This is a genomic window from Methanoregula sp., assembly GCF_041663825.1.
In the GTDB taxonomy this organism is placed as follows: Archaea; Halobacteriota; Methanomicrobia; order Methanomicrobiales; family Methanospirillaceae; genus Methanoregula.
The window spans coordinates 1-16124 of the sequence record NZ_JBAYLY010000043.1 but is presented as its reverse complement, the minus strand read 5'-3'; the positions used below and the strand labels follow the sequence as shown (position 1 = coordinate 16124).

The 16124-nt window shown below is 50.9% G+C and carries 20 protein-coding genes and 1 pseudogene; 14 read left to right on the top strand and 7 right to left on the bottom strand.

The genetic code is table 11. The annotated features are described in order from the left end of the window. Nucleotides 1-291: pseudogene (locus tag WCX19_RS13860) on the bottom strand (hypothetical protein); the annotation flags it as partial. Between the two features lie 476 nt (nucleotides 292-767). Here WCX19_RS13860 and WCX19_RS13855 point away from each other — a divergent pair. The 10 genes from WCX19_RS13855 (at nucleotide 768) to WCX19_RS13810 (ending at nucleotide 9960) form a co-directional block, all read left to right on the top strand. Next, nucleotides 768-2312, top strand: a complete 1545-nt coding sequence (locus WCX19_RS13855) for an N-6 DNA methylase (RefSeq protein ID WP_373009138.1) — start codon at nucleotides 768-770, stop codon at nucleotides 2310-2312. A 106-nt stretch (nucleotides 2313-2418) separates the two neighbouring features. Next, nucleotides 2419-3723 (top strand): restriction endonuclease subunit S, encoded by a 1305-nt coding sequence (locus WCX19_RS13850; protein ID WP_373009136.1) that lies wholly within the window; start codon nucleotides 2419-2421, stop codon nucleotides 3721-3723. A gap of 83 nt (nucleotides 3724-3806) precedes the next feature. Further along, nucleotides 3807-4037, top strand: a complete 231-nt coding sequence (locus WCX19_RS13845) for a type II toxin-antitoxin system HicB family antitoxin (protein WP_373009134.1) — start codon at nucleotides 3807-3809, stop codon at nucleotides 4035-4037. Further along, complete coding sequence (locus tag WCX19_RS13840; RefSeq protein ID WP_373009132.1) at nucleotides 4034-4201, top strand: type II toxin-antitoxin system HicA family toxin; 168 nt, start codon at nucleotides 4034-4036, stop codon at nucleotides 4199-4201. The genes WCX19_RS13845 and WCX19_RS13840 overlap by 4 nt, the downstream gene beginning before the upstream one ends. 120 nt (nucleotides 4202-4321) lie before the next feature. Next, entirely contained in the window at nucleotides 4322-4606 is a 285-nt protein-coding gene (locus WCX19_RS13835; RefSeq protein ID WP_373009130.1) for a nucleotidyltransferase family protein, read from the top strand. Beyond that, on the top strand, nucleotides 4599-4949 hold the full coding sequence (locus tag WCX19_RS13830; RefSeq protein ID WP_373009128.1) for a DUF86 domain-containing protein: 351 nt from the start codon (nucleotides 4599-4601) through the stop codon (nucleotides 4947-4949). The genes WCX19_RS13835 and WCX19_RS13830 overlap by 8 nt, the downstream gene beginning before the upstream one ends. A 31-nt stretch (nucleotides 4950-4980) precedes the next feature. After that, a complete protein-coding gene (locus WCX19_RS13825; RefSeq protein WP_373009126.1) occupies nucleotides 4981-7851 on the top strand; it encodes a type I restriction endonuclease subunit R in 2871 nt (956 codons plus the stop codon). Continuing rightward, the gene (locus tag WCX19_RS13820) at nucleotides 7848-8147 is read left to right on the top strand and encodes a M48 family metallopeptidase (RefSeq protein WP_373009124.1); all 300 of its coding nucleotides are present in this window, start codon (nucleotides 7848-7850) and stop codon (nucleotides 8145-8147) included. Before WCX19_RS13825 ends, WCX19_RS13820 begins: the two co-directional genes overlap by 4 nt. Before the next feature lie 480 nt (nucleotides 8148-8627). Then, entirely contained in the window at nucleotides 8628-9689 is a 1062-nt protein-coding gene (locus WCX19_RS13815; protein WP_373009122.1) for a hypothetical protein, read from the top strand. Continuing rightward, on the top strand, nucleotides 9664-9960 hold the full coding sequence (locus WCX19_RS13810; protein WP_373009120.1) for a hypothetical protein: 297 nt from the start codon (nucleotides 9664-9666) through the stop codon (nucleotides 9958-9960). The genes WCX19_RS13815 and WCX19_RS13810 overlap by 26 nt, the downstream gene beginning before the upstream one ends. A 172-nt stretch (nucleotides 9961-10132) precedes the next feature. On the opposite strand, the gene WCX19_RS13805 is transcribed toward WCX19_RS13810, so the two are convergent. Together WCX19_RS13805 and WCX19_RS13800 are read right to left on the bottom strand one after the other, a co-directional pair. Beyond that, a complete protein-coding gene (locus WCX19_RS13805) occupies nucleotides 10133-10501 on the bottom strand; it encodes a hypothetical protein (protein ID WP_373009118.1) in 369 nt (122 codons plus the stop codon). A 40-nt stretch (nucleotides 10502-10541) separates the two neighbouring features. Next, a complete protein-coding gene (locus WCX19_RS13800; protein ID WP_373009116.1) occupies nucleotides 10542-10832 on the bottom strand; it encodes a hypothetical protein in 291 nt (96 codons plus the stop codon). A gap of 286 nt (nucleotides 10833-11118) precedes the next feature. On the opposite strand from WCX19_RS13800, the gene WCX19_RS13795 reads away from it, so the two are divergent. Both WCX19_RS13795 and WCX19_RS13790 read left to right on the top strand, forming a co-directional pair. Then, nucleotides 11119-12144 carry a helix-turn-helix domain-containing protein gene (locus WCX19_RS13795; protein WP_373009114.1) on the top strand — a complete coding sequence of 342 codons (1026 nt, stop codon included), beginning with the start codon at nucleotides 11119-11121 and terminating at the stop codon, nucleotides 12142-12144. Between the two features lie 9 nt (nucleotides 12145-12153). Beyond that, nucleotides 12154-12654: a hypothetical protein gene (locus WCX19_RS13790; RefSeq protein ID WP_373009112.1), complete on the top strand. Its 501-nt coding sequence runs from the start codon at nucleotides 12154-12156 to the stop codon at nucleotides 12652-12654. Nucleotides 12655-12693: 39 nt separating this feature from the next. Here WCX19_RS13790 and WCX19_RS13785 read toward each other — a convergent pair whose 3' ends face one another. After that, nucleotides 12694-12822: a hypothetical protein gene (locus WCX19_RS13785; RefSeq protein WP_373009110.1), complete on the bottom strand. Its 129-nt coding sequence runs from the start codon at nucleotides 12820-12822 to the stop codon at nucleotides 12694-12696. Between the two features lie 44 nt (nucleotides 12823-12866). Here WCX19_RS13785 and WCX19_RS13780 point away from each other — a divergent pair, with 44 nt between their 5' ends. Together WCX19_RS13780 and WCX19_RS13775 are read left to right on the top strand one after the other, a co-directional pair. Next, nucleotides 12867-13085 (top strand): DUF2281 domain-containing protein, encoded by a 219-nt coding sequence (locus WCX19_RS13780; RefSeq protein ID WP_373009108.1) that lies wholly within the window; start codon nucleotides 12867-12869, stop codon nucleotides 13083-13085. Beyond that, complete coding sequence (locus WCX19_RS13775) at nucleotides 13085-13489, top strand: type II toxin-antitoxin system VapC family toxin (RefSeq protein ID WP_373009106.1); 405 nt, start codon at nucleotides 13085-13087, stop codon at nucleotides 13487-13489. Before WCX19_RS13780 ends, WCX19_RS13775 begins: the two co-directional genes overlap by 1 nt. Before the next feature lie 1384 nt (nucleotides 13490-14873). Here the strand turns inward: WCX19_RS13775 and WCX19_RS13770 are convergent. Genes WCX19_RS13770 through WCX19_RS13760 form a run of 3 tightly spaced genes read right to left on the bottom strand, consistent with a single transcriptional unit; the run spans nucleotide 14874 to nucleotide 15837 of the window. Beyond that, nucleotides 14874-15239 carry a hypothetical protein gene (locus WCX19_RS13770; RefSeq protein WP_373009104.1) on the bottom strand — a complete coding sequence of 122 codons (366 nt, stop codon included), beginning with the start codon at nucleotides 15237-15239 and terminating at the stop codon, nucleotides 14874-14876. After that, the gene (locus WCX19_RS13765; protein ID WP_373009102.1) at nucleotides 15236-15454 is read right to left on the bottom strand and encodes a hypothetical protein; all 219 of its coding nucleotides are present in this window, start codon (nucleotides 15452-15454) and stop codon (nucleotides 15236-15238) included. The genes WCX19_RS13770 and WCX19_RS13765 overlap by 4 nt, the downstream gene beginning before the upstream one ends. Beyond that, on the bottom strand, nucleotides 15454-15837 hold the full coding sequence (locus WCX19_RS13760) for a hypothetical protein (protein ID WP_373009100.1): 384 nt from the start codon (nucleotides 15835-15837) through the stop codon (nucleotides 15454-15456). The genes WCX19_RS13765 and WCX19_RS13760 overlap by 1 nt, the downstream gene beginning before the upstream one ends. Between the last annotated feature and the right edge of the window lie 287 nt (nucleotides 15838-16124).

Genomic DNA, 16124 nt, shown 5'->3' with positions numbered 1-16124 from the left:
GAGGATGGCTGCGGCCCCGGCATTAAAGCCGGCGACCGTGTTGTACTTGCCGGAGTCGTTCCCCACGACTTTTGCGTCGCTGTCCTGGTAGACGACCTTTGCGACATAGCTCTCTTTTGTCTTTTCGACCGGCGCGTGGGTCGTGCCGGCGGTCATGTAGGACACGCAGGCAAACGGGTTTGTTGCGATGACCGAATCAACGATTGCGGCAAATGCTGCGACATCCGCGATCGGGTTCGCGAGCGTTCTTGTTGCGGTCTTTACTGCGGTGTTCTGGATGAAATCTCCCATATTAATCACTCCTTTGTTTGTGATGGTGTTCGGAAACGACCGGGCTCTCCGATCCGCCCCGGTGCAGCCCGGATTTTTTTGTGCCGCCGTTTTGCCCGGGCCTCGCGATCCTCCGGACCACGGGTGCATAATGGGCATTTTTGGCGGGCACGTTCCCGGCCGCACGCTGGCAGGCGGATCGTGTCGGTATTTCCGGCGGGAGCCGGCGGGTGTTTGCCGCTCCCTTCTTTGTTCTCTTTTTTTCGGTTCTGTCTCGGGGGCCCCTTTGACATATCTATATGGGACGTATGGAGGGATGTGCTTTGATTATGAAATGATTTTTTTGGAAAACCGGGAGATTTTTATTAGCGGTTGGGTTATCCGGGCTCTGCGTGGGATTTTTTTGGAGGAACAAAAATGTTCCCTGTGACCTTTTCAGTTTCACGTTTCAAAATCTTCTTCACGATACCCGGATGATACTACTGTAGAGGAATCACGTGGCCCAATCACCGGATACTGCCCAGAAACTGGATATCACAACCCTTGAGGGCTGGCTCTGGGACGCAGCCTGCAAGATTCGTGGGGAGATCGAGGCCCCGAAATACAAGGATTATATCCTGCCGCTTATTTTCTTAAAACGGTTGTCGGATGTTTTTGAAGACGAGGAAAAGAAACTGGAAAAAGAATACGGAAGCCGGGCACTCGTTGAAAAAATCCTGGCTGAAGACCACACGCTGGTCCGGTTTTACCTGCCGCCAAAATCCCGGTGGGATGACATTTCCCGGAAGGGTGCCGGGCTCGGGGAGTTTGTCACGGATGCGATGCGGGCGATCTCGCGTGAAAATCCCAAACTTCAGGGCTCGATCGATATCGTTGATTTTAACGTGACGGCAGCGGGACAACGCATCATATCCGATGAAACCCTCAAAGTGCTGATCGGCGTTCTGGGGAAATACCGTCTCGGTCTCTCGGATGTCGAACCGGACATCATCGGGATGGCCTACGAATACCTTCTCCGGAAATTTGCAGAAGGTTCCGGCCAGAGCGCCGGTGAATTTTATACGCCCCGTGAAGTTGCGCGTATCATGGCGCACATTCTCAACCCGCTTCCCGGCGAGGAAGTCTACGATCCCTGCTGCGGGTCCGGCGGGCTGCTCATCAAGTGCGCGATGAAATTCCGGGAAGGGTATCATAACGACCCGGCTATTGCCCCGCTCCAGTTCTTCGGTCAGGAAAACCAGCATACCACCTTTGCAATGGCGAAGATGAACACGTTCATCCACGACATGGAAGCACAGATCGCGCTGGGTAATACGATGGAACACCCGGCGTTTCTCGTTCGCGAAGGAGCCCTGAAACACTTCGATATCGTGACCGCAAACCCGATGTGGAACCAGGACTTCGGGCAGAAAGTGTACGAGACCGATGCCTACAACCGGTTCGGCTATGGTTTTCCCCCGTCCAGCAGCGCGGACTGGGGCTGGATCCAGCATATGTTTGCCTCGCTCAAGAAGACCGGCCGGATGGCGGTCGTGCTGGATACGGGAGCCGTGTCCCGTGGCAGCGGGAATACCGGGAAGAACCGCGAGCGTGATATCCGGAAATATTTCGTGGAGCACGACCTGATTGAGACGGTCATCCTCCTGCCGGAGAACCTGTTCTATAACACGACGGCGCCGGGCATTATCCTCGTGATCAACCGGCAGAAGCCACACCCGGGCGAGATCCTGCTGATCAACGCCTCGAAACTTTTCCGGAAAGGCCGGCCCAAGAACTTCCTGCCCGATGAGAGTATCGCGCAGGTCGCGGAGATTTACCGGGACTGGAAAGCGGTGGAATCAGTAAGCGCAGTGATCCCTCTTGCCGGTGTGGCAAAGAACGATTTCAATATCAGCCCGTCCCGCTATGTAACCCAGAACGGCAAAGACGAGACGCTCCCGCTGGAGGATGCCGTTGTGTTGCTCCGGGAAGCTGAAGAGGAGCGGCGGGAAGCGGATGAGAAGCTGAAGAAGGTGCTGGCCGGGCTGGGGCTGAAGCTATGAGTACTGCTGATATTACGAAACGGGTATTCAACCCGGTGACCGGGAAATATTACTCCATCACAGAACGGTCAAGTATCTACACGGAGCCGGGGCAGATCAAAGGGTTGTGGCATTTGCAAAAGAAGAAACGATCATGACGGGTACGAATGCTCTGCCGGAAGGGTATAAGGCGCTTGATTTGGGTGAGTTACCTGAAGGGTGGGCAATTAAACCATTATTAGAAATAATTTCTTTTCGCAAAGGGCGAAAGCCAAACAATCTCTCTGAAACTCCGGCAACGGATAAGGTTCCCTATTTAACCGCAGATTATTTCCGCACGGGAATAGCCTCACAATATGTAAACCTCTCAAAAGATCCCTCTGCAATTTCAGTTGCTACGGAGGATGTTGTTTTTATCTGGGACGGATCAAATGCCGGCGATGTATTTCTTGGATTAAAAGGAGTTCTCGCTTCGACAATGACCGTGATCAGGGGAGATCCAAATATAGTCATTAATGATTGGATTTACTATGTTCTAAAAACGAATTTTCAAACATTTAACACTCAAACAACCGGCTCAACTATACCACATGTGAATAAGAATTTATTCCTCAATCTACCCGTCACCCTCCCCCCGCTCCCCGAACAACACCCCATCGCCCACGTCCTCCGCACCGTGCAGGAAGCGAAGGAAAAAACCGATGCGGTGATCGCGGCGACGAAAGCGCTTAAAGCGTCGATGATGAAGCACCTGTTCACGTACGGCCCGGTATCCCTGGAAGATGCTGGGGATGTGGCGCTGAAAGAGACGGAGATCGGACCGGTACCGAAAGGGTGGAAGGTAAAAAAAGTAGGTGATTATTGTCTGTCAAGTGCATTTGGTCCAAGATTTAGTAATAGATTATACGATGATAATGGAAATATTGCACTTTTAAGAACAACCGATTTGGATGTTGATGGAACAATTTCTTATTCGACAATGCCAAGGGCAAATCTTGAAATTGCACAATTTAAAAATCATTTCCTTCTACCGAATGATTTGGTAATCTCAAGAAGTGGAACCTGTGGTATTGCTGCGGTATTCTCTAATTATGAAATTCCGGTTTTACCGGGAGCTTTCTTAATTAGGTTTAGGTTATCTAATGAGATTGATCCAATTTTTCTAAAATATTACATTAATTCTGAAGCCGGTCAATCACGTATTTCTCAACTTGCTGAAGGGGCCATTCAAAAAAATTTGAGCGGGAAAAAAATATTGAACTTTTATATCCCGGTACCCTCTCGACACATTCAACGGGAAGTCTTAACCCTCATCTTAACCATCGACCAAAAACTCGCCGCTGAACAATCCCACAGGCAGGCGCTCGACACCCTGTTTGCCACGCTTCTCCACGATCTCATGACCGCGAAAATCCGGGTGCAGCTGTCCTGAAGGAAAAGGACTTACCGTCATTTACCGGAAAATACTTTAATCGCGTAAATGATACAGTTCACTCACTCAAGTGAAGTGCGGGTATGAAACACACACAGATGCGCTATACTGTCCTGATGGACAGGAACACAAACGGGAGTTATACCGTGACGGTTCCGTCCCTTCCCGGCTGCGTCTCGCAGGGTGACAACTGGGACGAAGCGCTGAAAAATATTGAAGAAGCGATAGCCGGGTATATTGAAACCCTCCGGCTCCTCAAAAAACCGGTGCCGGTTGAAGTGGAAGTGACCCTTAAGGACCCGGTCGTTGCATGAAACTCCCCCGGGTGACCGGAGACAAAGTAATCAGGGCCCTTTTGCGTGCGGGTTTTGTTTCCGTCCATACAAAGGGAAGCCACCATTTTCTTTACCACGCAGAGAAAGACTGCCTGGTCACGGTGCCGGTCCATACCGGTGTCGTGCTTGCACCAAAACGCTGAAATCCATTTTATCGCAGGCGCAGATCACGGTCGAAGAATTTGTTGCCCTGCTGTAAATACCGGGAATAGTCCCTGCTAACACACACTTTTAAGTCAGTCCATTTATAATTGAAGTACAGTATGGACGTCCTTGCCCTGCTCCGGGAACACGAACCGGAAATAAAGAAGCGGTTCGGGGTTGCAACCATCGGCATCTTCGGCTCTTTTGTACGCGGAGAGGAGCGGCCGGAGAGCGACGTGGACGTGCTCGTTACGTTCCGGAACGGGGAAGAGACGTTCAATAATTACATGGGATGCAAATTTTATCTTGAAGACCTCTTCGGGCGCAAAGTCGATCTTGTCATGAAGGATGCGGTAAAAAAACGGCTCAGGCCCTATATCCTCGGCGAGGTTGTCTATGCATAGGACCGCCCTTCAGCTTCTCGATGATATTCTTGAAGCGATAAAAAATATTGAAGATGATACCGGCGGGATCTCATTTGAGGAGTTCTCCGCCGACCGGAGACGCAGGGATGCCGTGATCCGAAACTTTCAGGTTATCGGTGAAGCGATCAAGAATCTGCCTGCCGAACTCCGGGAGCGGTACCCGGATACGGAATGGAAAAATATTGCAGGATTCCGCGATGTCCTCACCCAGGTCTATTTCGGTATAAACCTGACGATCCTCTGGGACAATGCCAAAAAAGAAATGCCGACCTTAAAAAAGGAGATCCGGCATATCCTCAGGCACGAAGAAGCACGGAAGTGAGATCATAACACTCGGCGGTGAACGGGGATCGGTGCAGAACCCGTTTATCGGCTATGCGGAAGCGGTGGGCTGGATGTATGTCCCGCCGGACCATATCGAGGCACAGCGGGGCGGGGCAACAGGGCTTTTCTGTAAAGATGTGCTCATCGGCCAGCTCATCCGGCTGAACGAACCGTTCATGACCCGGGGGCTTGCCGGGGAACTCGCAAAACAGATCGGGCGCATCCCGCCCGGTATCGAAGGGAACCTTACCGCGTGGGAATATCTTAACGGCAAAAAAACCATCTTTGTCCCTGCCGAAAAACGCGAACGCAATGTCCGGTTTATCGACACCGATACGCCGGCCAACAATATATTCACCGTAACCGACGAGTTCTCGTTCACCAACGGCTCAAAAACCATCCGGGCTGACGTCGTCTTCCTCATCAATGGGATCCCGGTCTTCTTTGTCGAGACAAAGGCCGCGCACAAGACCGAAGGAATCGCACAGGCCCTCGACCAGGTCCGGCGCTATCATCGCGAATGCCCGAAACTCCTTGCTCTCCTCCAGATCTACGCGCTCACCCACATCATCCGGTATTATTACAGCGCCACATGGAACACCTCGACAAAGACGCTTTTCAACTGGAAAGATGAGACGGACGGGAATTTCGAAACCCTCGTGAAAACGTTCTGCGACCCGAAGCGTTTCCTGACGCTTCTCCATGACGGGATCCTGTTCACCCGGCAGGATGACGAACTAAAGAAGGTCGTGCTCCGCCAGCACCAGATGCGGGCCGTGGACAAACTGGTCAGCAGGGCAAAAGACCCGGTAAAAAAGCGCGGGTTAATCTGGCATACCCAGGGGTCGGGAAAGACCTACACGATGATCGTCGCCGCCCAGAAAATCCTTCAGGATCCCATTTTCGGAAACCCGACGGTCATCATGCTCGTAGACCGGAACGAACTGGAAACCCAGTTGTTCGGGAACCTTGATTCCGCCCGGATTGAACGGGTCGAAGTCGCGGAGAACAAAAAACATCTCCGGGCACTCCTCGCGTCCGATCACCGGGGACTCATCGTATCCACCATCCAGAAATTTGACGGGATTGATGCTGATATCAACACCCGTGACTCCATCTTCGTACTCGTTGACGAAGCCCACCGGACAACAACCGGGACGCTCGGGAATTACCTGATGGGGGCACTCCCGAATGCCACGTTCATCGGGTTTACCGGGACGCCGATTGACCGCACCGTATACGGACAGGGAACGTTTATCCGGTTCGGCAAGGACGACCCCCCGCAGGGGTATCTCGACCGGTACAGTATTGGCGAATCCATACAGGACCAGACCACGGTCCCGCTTCATTACGCGCTTGCCCCAAACGATCTGCTCGTAGACCGGCTCACTTTAGAAAAGGAATTTCTCGATCTCGCCGCTGTCGAGGGAATCAGCGATATTGCCGAGCTCAATAAAGTCCTCCACAAGGCGGTCAATCTCCGGAACATGATGAAAAGTCCTGAGCGTGTACCCAAAGTTGCCCGGTTTGTCGCGGAACACTTCAGGAAAAATGTTGAACCCATGGGATACAAGGCGTTCCTGGTTGCTGTCGATCGCGAAGCCTGCGCTCTGTATAAACGGGAACTGGATCAGTTGCTCCCTCCGTCGTACTCCGAAGTGGTGTACAGTCCCTATAGTGCCGACGATGATCAACTCAAAAAATTCTACCATACAGCAGAAGAGGAAAAACGCATACGGAAAGCATTCAGGAATCCGAAAAAAGAGCCGAAGATCCTCATCGTCACAGAAAAACTGCTCACTGGCTTTGATGCCCCGGTTCTCTATTGTATGTACCTCGACAAACCCATGCGGGACCATGTCCTCTTACAGGCAATCGCCCGGGTCAACCGCCCGTATGAAGATGAGGAAGGGAGAAAGAAGCCGGCGGGTTTTGTCCTTGACATTGTCGGGATCTTCAACAATCTGGAAAAAGCCCTCGCCTTTGATTCAACGGACATCACGGGAATTGTCAATGACATTGCAGTCTTAAAAACGCGGTTTACCCAGCTTATGGGTGAAGCACAGGCCACGTACCTTGGGCTTGCGCGGGGAAAAACAAAAGACAAGGCCGTTGAAGCAGTCCTTGAATATTTCATGGATGAAAACCGTCGCCACACCTTTTACAGGTTCTTCCATGAACTGTCAGATGATTATGAAATAATTTCACCCGATGCGTTCCTGAGACCCTACATCGATGATGTTGACAATCTCGCAAAAATGTACCGGATGATCCGGGAAAATTTCGACCCGGGAATTTCTGTTGATCATGAATTCTCCCGCAAAGTTGCCCACCTGGTCCAGACCCACACCACCGGGAGCGATATTGGAGCGCCCGGGAAAACCTATGAGATCAATCACGACGTCATCACGTATATTGAAGAGAAAAACGTCTCCGATATCGAAAAAGTCTTCAATCTCCGTAAAGGGATCCATAATCTTGTCGAGAAACATGCAGAGGACTCCCCGTATCTTCTCTCAATTGGCGAAAAAGCGGATGCAATAATCCAGGTCTACATGGATCGCCAGAAGACAACGCAGGAAATTCTTGAAGAACTCAAAAAGATCCTCGAAGAGATCACAGCAGCACGCCGCGAACAGGAATCACGGAAAATCCCCGTCGAAGAATTTTCCATCTTCTGGATTCTCCAGAAAAACGGGATTACCGATCCCGAGAAGAGAGCCCATGACATGAAGACTATCTTAAACCAGCACCCGCACTGGCGCCACAGTGAACAGCAGTCACGCGATGTCAAAGGGGAACTGTACAAAATTGTCATCCAGTCCGGCATGGACGACATAAAAGAGATCAAATTGATCGTTGATCGGATCATGAATGTGCTCAGACGGGCCGGATCATGATAACACCGGAATCATTTAAGAATCTGGTACGGGAATGGGCAGAAACCTGCGGGGTTACCGTGCAGGAGATTCATCTCCGGAAAATGAGAAATAAGTGGGCCAGCTGTTCCAGCCGTGGGCGATTGACGTTTGATCGTGCAATCCTGCGGCAGCCAAAAAATGAACGGCAAAAAATTATTGTCCACGAACTTCTTCACCTGAAATATCCCAATCACGGAAAAATGTTCAAGGCTCTGCTGGCGGCATATACATCAGCCCAAAATTCAGAAAATTCGCACCACATCGGTTTAAAATAATAAAACCTCCCGTTCGAACCCGGTGAGCGTAGCGCATGAGCGTGCGGATGCCATTGATCGCGAGGTTGCTGCGGCGGGCCGGCGGTGCGAGCGGTTGACTCAAGGCGGTTCTCGCGAGGGCGTTTGCCGGGAAGTTGTAGTACCACTCTTCATTTTCGCACCGCACGGCCTGAGATTAAGGGCATTATAATTCAATCGTTATTCATGCCATACACCTGTGGCCAGAAGCCTGGCAAAGGAATGTATCGCTGTCGAAAAGATTCAGAAATTATCCATCTGGATCAGGATTCGGATGTCTTACCACCCTGTCCAAAATGCGATTCATGCAGTTGGGATAAGATTTCCTGACCCTCTCTCTTTTCACACGACAGTTAGTACACATCCTGTTTTCCCGGCGGGATCAGACTACAAACCTTAATACCCCTCAAACCAAGAATCATAAATATACGCTGAATATATATTCCCGATGAGGTCGCCCGAATGCCAGCCCCCGATAAAAAGAAAATTGCATTCACCATCAAATCCATTAAAGATCCCGATGCTCCTATCCCTGCGATGCTGGTTGCAGAAAAGTTCCAGAGCCTCCAAAACCTCCTGTACGTAATCGGAGATTTTCTCGAAGGAAACCCGTACCGCACCGGGGGAGATTTCCCGAATCCGGTAAAAGAAAAATATACCCTTGTTGTAAAGGATCTGGAGATCGGGAGCGTAGGGGCCACTCTGGGAATTTCCGATTCGCAACAGGGACTTTTTCCCAGATTTCCCATGGCCGGGGAGAAAGCGATCGGACTTGCACATGAGATCATCCACATCGGACAAACCGATGACGACATTTCCGAAAAAATTGCAGAAAAAATTCCTGACGAACAAAGAGCCTACCGGGTCATTCAGGAAGTCGATCATCTCTGGCCCGATGCCAGAGCCTCCTACAGTTTCCGTCTGGGACTTGGCAGCTCCCGTTCATTACAACTTAATCCCTTACGTAAACCGGTTATTCAGCAGGCACTCCACAAGATCCCTGAGGCAACGGATAAAACCATAATCGGGCGTCTGATCCAGATCCGGGTTGATAAAAAACATGAATGCAGGATCGATACTCCCGAAGGCGAATACTCCTGCAAATATACCCCGGAACTGGAAAAATCCATGAAGAATTACGTCGGGAATCTCGTAAGCATTGTAGGCCGTATGAAAGAGAGCAACAAAATTGAAATCTCTTCCGAGAAAGCAATCGAGCAGATCCCGCATCTGCCGCTTCAGGAGATTTCCTTCAAAAACAGCCGGGTTCTTCTCAAACACCCGCTCGTTCTTGAAATTCAGTTTGATGACGATGAATACATTTTATCCAATGACTCGTTTCATCTCCTTTCCACATCGGCCTCCCTCAAACAGGGAATCCGAGAGATTGAAGAAGAATTCGCCACCTTGTGGGATGAATATGTGGAAGCGGATCCCGAAACCCTGACAAAAGATGCAGTCGAATTACGCGTAAAATTGCTGGCACTCATGACGCAGGATGGCGATGTTGTTGGGAACGCGTAAAAATTACAATATTGCAAATGCCCTGCTCAAAAAAGGATTTGAAGAAAGACAATCCTCCCACCAGTATCTTGTTCTGTTCGTTGATGGAAAAAAGACTTCTATCTCTACTTTTGTAAGCCATGGAAAAAAAGAGATCGGCGATGGACTTATGCATAAAATGGCAAAACAGCTCAGCCTCCCTCATGAACAATTTTGTGAGCTGGTTGATTGTACAATGAGCGGGCAAGACCTTCGCGATTTTTACCTTGAGAAGGGAATTGTCAGACTTTGATTTTTCTAGGTTACTGATTTCTTTCGAGCGGCACGAGATCGTGCGCCGTGTCGGTATGCTGTTTGAGCGTGAGGATGCCATCGATCGTGAGGTTGAGGTGGCGGTGCGAGAGGTGGACTCAAGGCGGTGCTCGTGAAGGCGTTTGTCGGGAAGTTGTGAAAACAAAAAAGAATTATCGAAGTTCTGATAGGATCGAGAATAGCCCTTCTAATAATGGCATTCTTAGATACCAGAAAACAATCCCACAGATAGCAATGGAGAATAAAGTACTGAACGGGCTTATTGACTGAAGAATATTTTCCGGGAATGCCAGCCCGCTCGAAAAATTATGATAAATACTCAGGACCGAACTCAGGATATCCAGGTTTGTCCGCATCGCGTCAAGGGAAGCAAACACCTGAAATATCGCGCCGATAATCTCGAAGGGAATTCTTGCCAAAGCCCAGAGTTCCCTCATGAACAAATCTGCTATGGAATACACAACATCACAGATTACACAGCCCAGAACCCCCAGTATCCCACCGTGATATCCCCTTGACATGTTCCTCCTGTAAGAGATCTTCCGACTCCCTTTTTTAAAATTAAATTTTCTTTCCCCTGCTGATCAGCTTGACACAGGGCTGGTAGCGATCCCGATACTCAATGGCTGGTTGAGTGAATCCCGCTTTACTGTCGACCTCGCAAATTCCTTTCTGAGTGATTAATCGCTGCAATTCAGGCTTGGTCACGGGAGTTTGCCGGGCCTTCACTTCACCTAATACATCCCCCCGTTCGTAGTCGTGCATGCCCGGTCCACCGACATGCCTTGCCCGGTGTTCGCCTGCTTTTCTCTGTTCATACGCGAGTCCGCGTCTTACATCGTCTGAAGTCATTTCTTTTTCCTCTATGGCAGTTCGGTCATGAGCTGCTTAGATTCCGGATACCATTGTTATTACTTAAAGTTTTCTTAAAGATCTTTGAGGAAATTGAATTATATATCTATTGATTAATTGATTGATCAATCAATCAATTAATCAATCAATTAATGTCGTAAAAGTTCTTGATTTGTACAAACAAAAAATAACCATCTCAATTGCAATATTTTATATACAATTGCAGAGTTTACTCTATTGGTAATATTTTACCAAAGTGTAAACCAGATATGAGAGGGTAAATGGCATGGCATTCGGTGAACGCATAAAATCAGCTAGGATCAATGCCGGGTTATCGCAGGAGGCGCTCGGGCAGAAGCTCGGCGTTACCAAGATGGCGATCTCGAAATACGAGAACGGAACCATCGCGCCGAACTCGACAGTTCTTATCGCTTTTGCGAAGGCGCTCGGGGTCCGGCCGGAGTACTTCTTCCGGGCTTCCACAATCCGGCTTACGAAACCCGTGTACCGGGCCCGGAAAGCATTGTCGCTAAAAGATGAAACGCAGATTCTTGGCAAGACCTCGGACTGGTTGGAGCGGTACATCGCGGTCGAAGAGATTACCGGATCGGAAAAACCGCTCGATCTGCCGGATCCAGAATCCTGCCGTGTGTCCTCAATCGACGAGATCGAAGACGTTGTCGTCCGGGTCCGCGAGGCTTGGAATCTCGGTCTCAATCCCATCGAGAACCTGATGGACGTACTGGAACAGCATGGTATCAAGGTAGGGGTCATCCAAGGCCCGGCAAAATTCGATGCGCTGACGATGAAGTATAACGATGAACACCCGCTCATCATTGTCAATAAAGCATTCCCCGGAGACCGGCGGCGCCTCAGCCTCGCCCATGAACTGGGACACCTGCTCCTGAAACTTGACGAAGGGATCGATGAGGAGGCGGCTGCCTTCCGGTTTGCTGGCGCTTTCCTGATCCCCCGGCAGGCAGTAGTAACTGAGATCGGCCCGAAGCGAAAGATGCTCGATTTACGGGAGCTCTACGTTCTCAAACACAAGTACGGAATCAGCATGGGAGCGCTGATCTACCGGGCCCGGACCCTGAAAATAATCTCAGAAGAGGCGGCAGACCGGCATTGGATAGAGATGCGGTCCCACGGCTGGCATCTGGAGGAGCCCGGCAAACCAATCGAACCGGAGATACCGACCCAGTTTGAGCTCCTCCTCCTCCGGGCTCTGACTGAACACAAGATATCACAGTCCCGGTTCAACGAACTGAAAGGAGACGACTCCCCCCTGTTAGCCGTGCCGTGCCAATGAGGAATGAGAATGAGCAGGAGACCATGCTGTATCGATACGAATATCCTCTTCAATTTCTTAGCCGGGGATATCTTCGATACGCTGTTTCTCCTGCCATTGGACTTTCACACCTCCGATATCGTTGCATATGAGATCTCCGGATTATATTCCGAAAAACAACTTGCTTCATTCGGACTCGAAATCCTGGCACTCAATGATATTGAGACCCAGGAAATACTCAGCTTGCAGGAGGATCACATCGAACTCTCTCTCGAAGATATATCCGTCCTTTTCCTGAGCCAGAAACACCATACGATGATCCTTTCAAACGACGGACCGTTACGGAAACTGGCTGATGCTTCCCGGATCGAATACCACGGGACACTCTGGCTTCTCGAAGAGATGATCCAGAAAGAGATCCTGCAACCCCGGGAAGCTGCTTCTGCCCTGAGATCCATGCTGAAAAACAAACGCTGGCTTCCCCGCCCGGAATGCGAAACATTGATCAAAAAATGGGAGTCTGGGGAATAATCAGTAAAAAATACTGATACTCCGACACCCCCACGTTCTCTAGTCAGTCAGCCCCTGAAATGCTGCCGGGTCGTGCCGCAGGGAGTCCCGGAGGGAGTCGTTCATCACGCATTCAATAACTCCCCCGCCACTCTCCCCTCCATGCGGGCCTGTAACATGCTCATTCATGCGAAAGGATTGTATCCCTGAAAATCCATAGAAAAGTGAGTATTATGTCATCGTCTTCCAGTTCAGTCGAAGAAAAAATCCAGACGCTGCCACCGGATCTCCGTGCGGAAGCAATTCATTATATCGATGAACTCGTGAAGCGTTCAAAAATGAGATCCTCCAGACCGTTCCGGTGCGCTGCCGAAGGGACTCTTGCAGAGCTCGGTTCACAGTACTCCTCTGTGGATCTCCAGCATAAGGCCCTGGAATGGCGGGGAGCCTGATGTATCTTATCGATACAAATATTTTTCTTGAATATATCCTCCGCCGGGCCCACGTTCAGGATGTCAAGGATTTTTTCTCCCGAGCCGATCTTTCCAAAGTATATGTGAGCGATTTTTCACTGCACACGCTCGGCGTTATTTACCTGCGTGAGCATAAGTTTCGGGAATTCCTGACGTTTGTCAACGAGGATATTATTGCAAGCGGCATTCACGTTCTGTCTCTTGTACCAGAGGATTTTTCAAAGATCACAGATGCTGCCGGACAATTTCATCTGGATTTTGACGATGCTTACCAGTATGCGGTGGCGGAGCGGTACGGGCTTGCCATCGTAAGTTTTGATAAGGATTTTGACCGGACAGAGAAGGGTAGAGTTGTGCCGGAGGATCTGTTCCGGAGTTCTTAAGGGGGTAACACTGCCCCTGCAACCCGGCAGGTACAACCTTCTGGAATGGACGATAAAATGGTGATCCTGTCGGTGAATGGATCGTGATTTTTTTTATGTTCGTGTAAACGCAAAGAAGTGTGTTGTAACCTACCACAAACACCTTGGAGCAACAAAAAAAAATTCTTCCGGTATGAATGCATCCGCCAGGAAGGATGAGTATCCCTCAGTTGATTCGTGGAATTACGTCACGGTCGAAGGTTACTGTATGCTTAACATGGAATACGGCATGTGCAGCAGCCGTTATAATTACGAGTTAAAACCGGATGGATCCTTTGTACGCAGAAAGAACCCGCAGTACGATCCGACCGTGATCCCCGACCCTTTCCCTGACAACTGTCCACGATCCATCCAACCCCCCTGTATCGGGTGCCCCCATTTTGCCTGGTGCAAACCGGATCATCCCGGGAGAAGAGTGCAGAGCATCAGGCCACGTATGATCAGATAATCCCTTTTTCCGGGTTTGAAAAAATAAAAAAATGATGACACTCCAACGGCTGCACGTTCTCCTGCGAGACCGCCCCTGAAGTGCTGCCGGGTCGTACCTCAGCACATGACGTGAAAATGACGCATATCTGACGAAATTGACGAATATATGATGAATAAAATCCGGGATACCCGCTTATTTAATCGGGCTAAAGGGGCACTAAACGGGCATCATTGGGGCACAACCCCGGGATCCGGCCCGGATCCCACATCCGCATTCTACCCTCCCACCATCCACCAGCCCATCTGGCAAAAGATCCGCCCCGCAATTAGTGCTATTTCGCTATCTCATTTTACGACGTTAAAATTCCTCAAAAACCATCATTTCCTGTCGGTTTTTCACGAATTCCTGTCACCGGGCCGGAAAATGAGGGTGATCGGGACAAAAATCGGGCTTCGTTTCCCGGAAATGCCTGGCCGGACACCGTGAGTCAACCGAGATCCCGGAGAACAGGTGAGATCGGGTCCTGCCAGGATCGCGCGAGGAACTCTCCGACGTGAGGTCTCCACAATGGCCTTCGGAGCCCCATATCTTCGTTCTGCCAGACCCATATCCACCAACCCGTCCTGAAAAATGATTTCCCCCAGATTAGTGCTATTTCGCTATCTCATTTTACGGCGTGAAAACTGCTCAAAAATCACCATTTCCTGTCGGTTTTCCGGGAATTCCTGTTGCCGGGACGAAAAAATGAGGTAATCGGAGCCCGAAACGGGCCTGAAATACCCGGTGTCAGCTCGGGTGCTTTCAGGATGATCGTACCAGCCACCCCGAACATACAGATCCCGGAAAAAAGGGATCTGCCAGGGAGAACTCTCTCCCCATGCCGTCACTCCTGCCCGCTCATGCCGGTTCCCCCCTTCATGTCCCGGCCCCGGGGAGGGGTGTCCCGTCCCTGCCCAGCTCAACGACTGCGAAATTTTCGATCCGGAAGAACCGCAGGGTCTCGTACCGTGAATAGAGCCAGAGCTCCCGGCAGACCGGCCCGCCATCCGGGATCTCCCGGATCCGGTGGATCGGCTCACGATACAATTCCTCCACTTTCTGGATCGGTTCCCCGAGCCGTTCTGATCTCTGAACGGTCACCAGGATCACGTGGCCGCTTGTTGTGATCAGGATGTCAAGCGCCCGGTCTTTTCCCTGATCGATCAAGTGAACCGTGCCCCGCTGGCACGCGACCGTCTCTGCGATCTTACGCCCCAGTTCGGGATGCCGGCCCCGGGTCATCTGCTTTCACCGCCGCGTTTCCTTCCCGCCCGCTCTGACTGGTACTCGCGGTTTACCGGCCGGGTCCGGATACTGACCGTGTAGAAATGCCGCTCGGTCCTTTTTACCGCGACTCCTTCCAGGTCTTCCCCACAGCTCCTGATCTTCTGCATGATCACGTGCGGGATGAGAAAGAGCGGGATCTCTTCCATGACTTCAGCCGGTCTCCGGGGCATCAGGACCGCCCCCGCTTCCCGATTGCATCCATTCTCTTTTCCAGCCGGGAAATTTTTCTCTCCAGCCTTTCTGCGATCCGCTCGTCGCGCTCGTACAGCGCAAAGATCAGATCGATATTCCCCTCTTCCCCCCGGCTCCCGTCATCTGCCGGCGCTTCTGGCGACGGTGCCGGTGTTTCCGGCATCGCACTCCCCGCTCCCGCCCCAGGGCTGAGCACGCCAAGCCCGATCACGATCCGATCGCGGCGCTTCTGGCGCTTCCCCCCGTTGCATACCGACACTGCTGCCACTGCCCGTTCGAGTTCCTCTTCTTTCCCGGCCGCTCCGGACGCGATTGCATCCGACCGGGCCACTGCCCCGTGATTTGCTGCTGATACTTCCATTTATCCATCACCATTTCCCTGGTCTTTTTCTTCGAAACCTCCATCCCTTTTTTTAGCACCCGGTACCTGCTGCCCGGTACCGCGATTGTCCGTTTAACGCCGGCCCGGGGAGAGATGTATCTCGTGCAGCAAATTTTCCATCCTGTTATGAAGCGGACGGCAGGCTAGTGTCATGTCAATAATGTAATGTCGTAAAATATTTGATGCATTAGTTTCATATTCCACATGAGGAAGTTGGATATGACGAAATACATCGTAACCCTTTCCGAAGACGAACGCAAAAAACT

What these genes read in the sequence shown, in the direction of transcription:
- WCX19_RS13845 (WP_373009134.1), top strand. Translation starts at nt 3,807, where the DNA reads ATGAAACACACACAGATGCGCTATACTGTCCTGATGGACAGGAACACA.
- WCX19_RS13840 (WP_373009132.1), top strand. Translation starts at nt 4,034, where the DNA reads ATGAAACTCCCCCGGGTGACCGGAGACAAAGTAATCAGGGCCCTTTTG.
- WCX19_RS13835 (WP_373009130.1), top strand. Translation starts at nt 4,322, where the DNA reads ATGGACGTCCTTGCCCTGCTCCGGGAACACGAACCGGAAATAAAGAAG.
- WCX19_RS13830 (WP_373009128.1), top strand. Translation starts at nt 4,599, where the DNA reads ATGCATAGGACCGCCCTTCAGCTTCTCGATGATATTCTTGAAGCGATA.
- WCX19_RS13820 (WP_373009124.1), top strand. Translation starts at nt 7,848, where the DNA reads ATGATAACACCGGAATCATTTAAGAATCTGGTACGGGAATGGGCAGAA.
- WCX19_RS13815 (WP_373009122.1), top strand. Translation starts at nt 8,628, where the DNA reads ATGCCAGCCCCCGATAAAAAGAAAATTGCATTCACCATCAAATCCATT.
- WCX19_RS13810 (WP_373009120.1), top strand. Translation starts at nt 9,664, where the DNA reads ATGGCGATGTTGTTGGGAACGCGTAAAAATTACAATATTGCAAATGCC.
- WCX19_RS13805 (WP_373009118.1), bottom strand. Translation starts at nt 10,501, where the DNA reads ATGTCAAGGGGATATCACGGTGGGATACTGGGGGTTCTGGGCTGTGTA.
- WCX19_RS13800 (WP_373009116.1), bottom strand. Translation starts at nt 10,832, where the DNA reads ATGACTTCAGACGATGTAAGACGCGGACTCGCGTATGAACAGAGAAAA.
- WCX19_RS13795 (WP_373009114.1), top strand. Translation starts at nt 11,119, where the DNA reads ATGGCATTCGGTGAACGCATAAAATCAGCTAGGATCAATGCCGGGTTA.
- WCX19_RS13790 (WP_373009112.1), top strand. Translation starts at nt 12,154, where the DNA reads ATGAGCAGGAGACCATGCTGTATCGATACGAATATCCTCTTCAATTTC.
- WCX19_RS13785 (WP_373009110.1), bottom strand. Translation starts at nt 12,822, where the DNA reads ATGAATGAGCATGTTACAGGCCCGCATGGAGGGGAGAGTGGCGGGGGA.
- WCX19_RS13780 (WP_373009108.1), top strand. Translation starts at nt 12,867, where the DNA reads ATGTCATCGTCTTCCAGTTCAGTCGAAGAAAAAATCCAGACGCTGCCA.
- WCX19_RS13775 (WP_373009106.1), top strand. Translation starts at nt 13,085, where the DNA reads ATGTATCTTATCGATACAAATATTTTTCTTGAATATATCCTCCGCCGG.
- WCX19_RS13770 (WP_373009104.1), bottom strand. Translation starts at nt 15,239, where the DNA reads ATGACCCGGGGCCGGCATCCCGAACTGGGGCGTAAGATCGCAGAGACG.
- WCX19_RS13765 (WP_373009102.1), bottom strand. Translation starts at nt 15,454, where the DNA reads ATGCCCCGGAGACCGGCTGAAGTCATGGAAGAGATCCCGCTCTTTCTC.
- WCX19_RS13760 (WP_373009100.1), bottom strand. Translation starts at nt 15,837, where the DNA reads ATGGAAGTATCAGCAGCAAATCACGGGGCAGTGGCCCGGTCGGATGCA.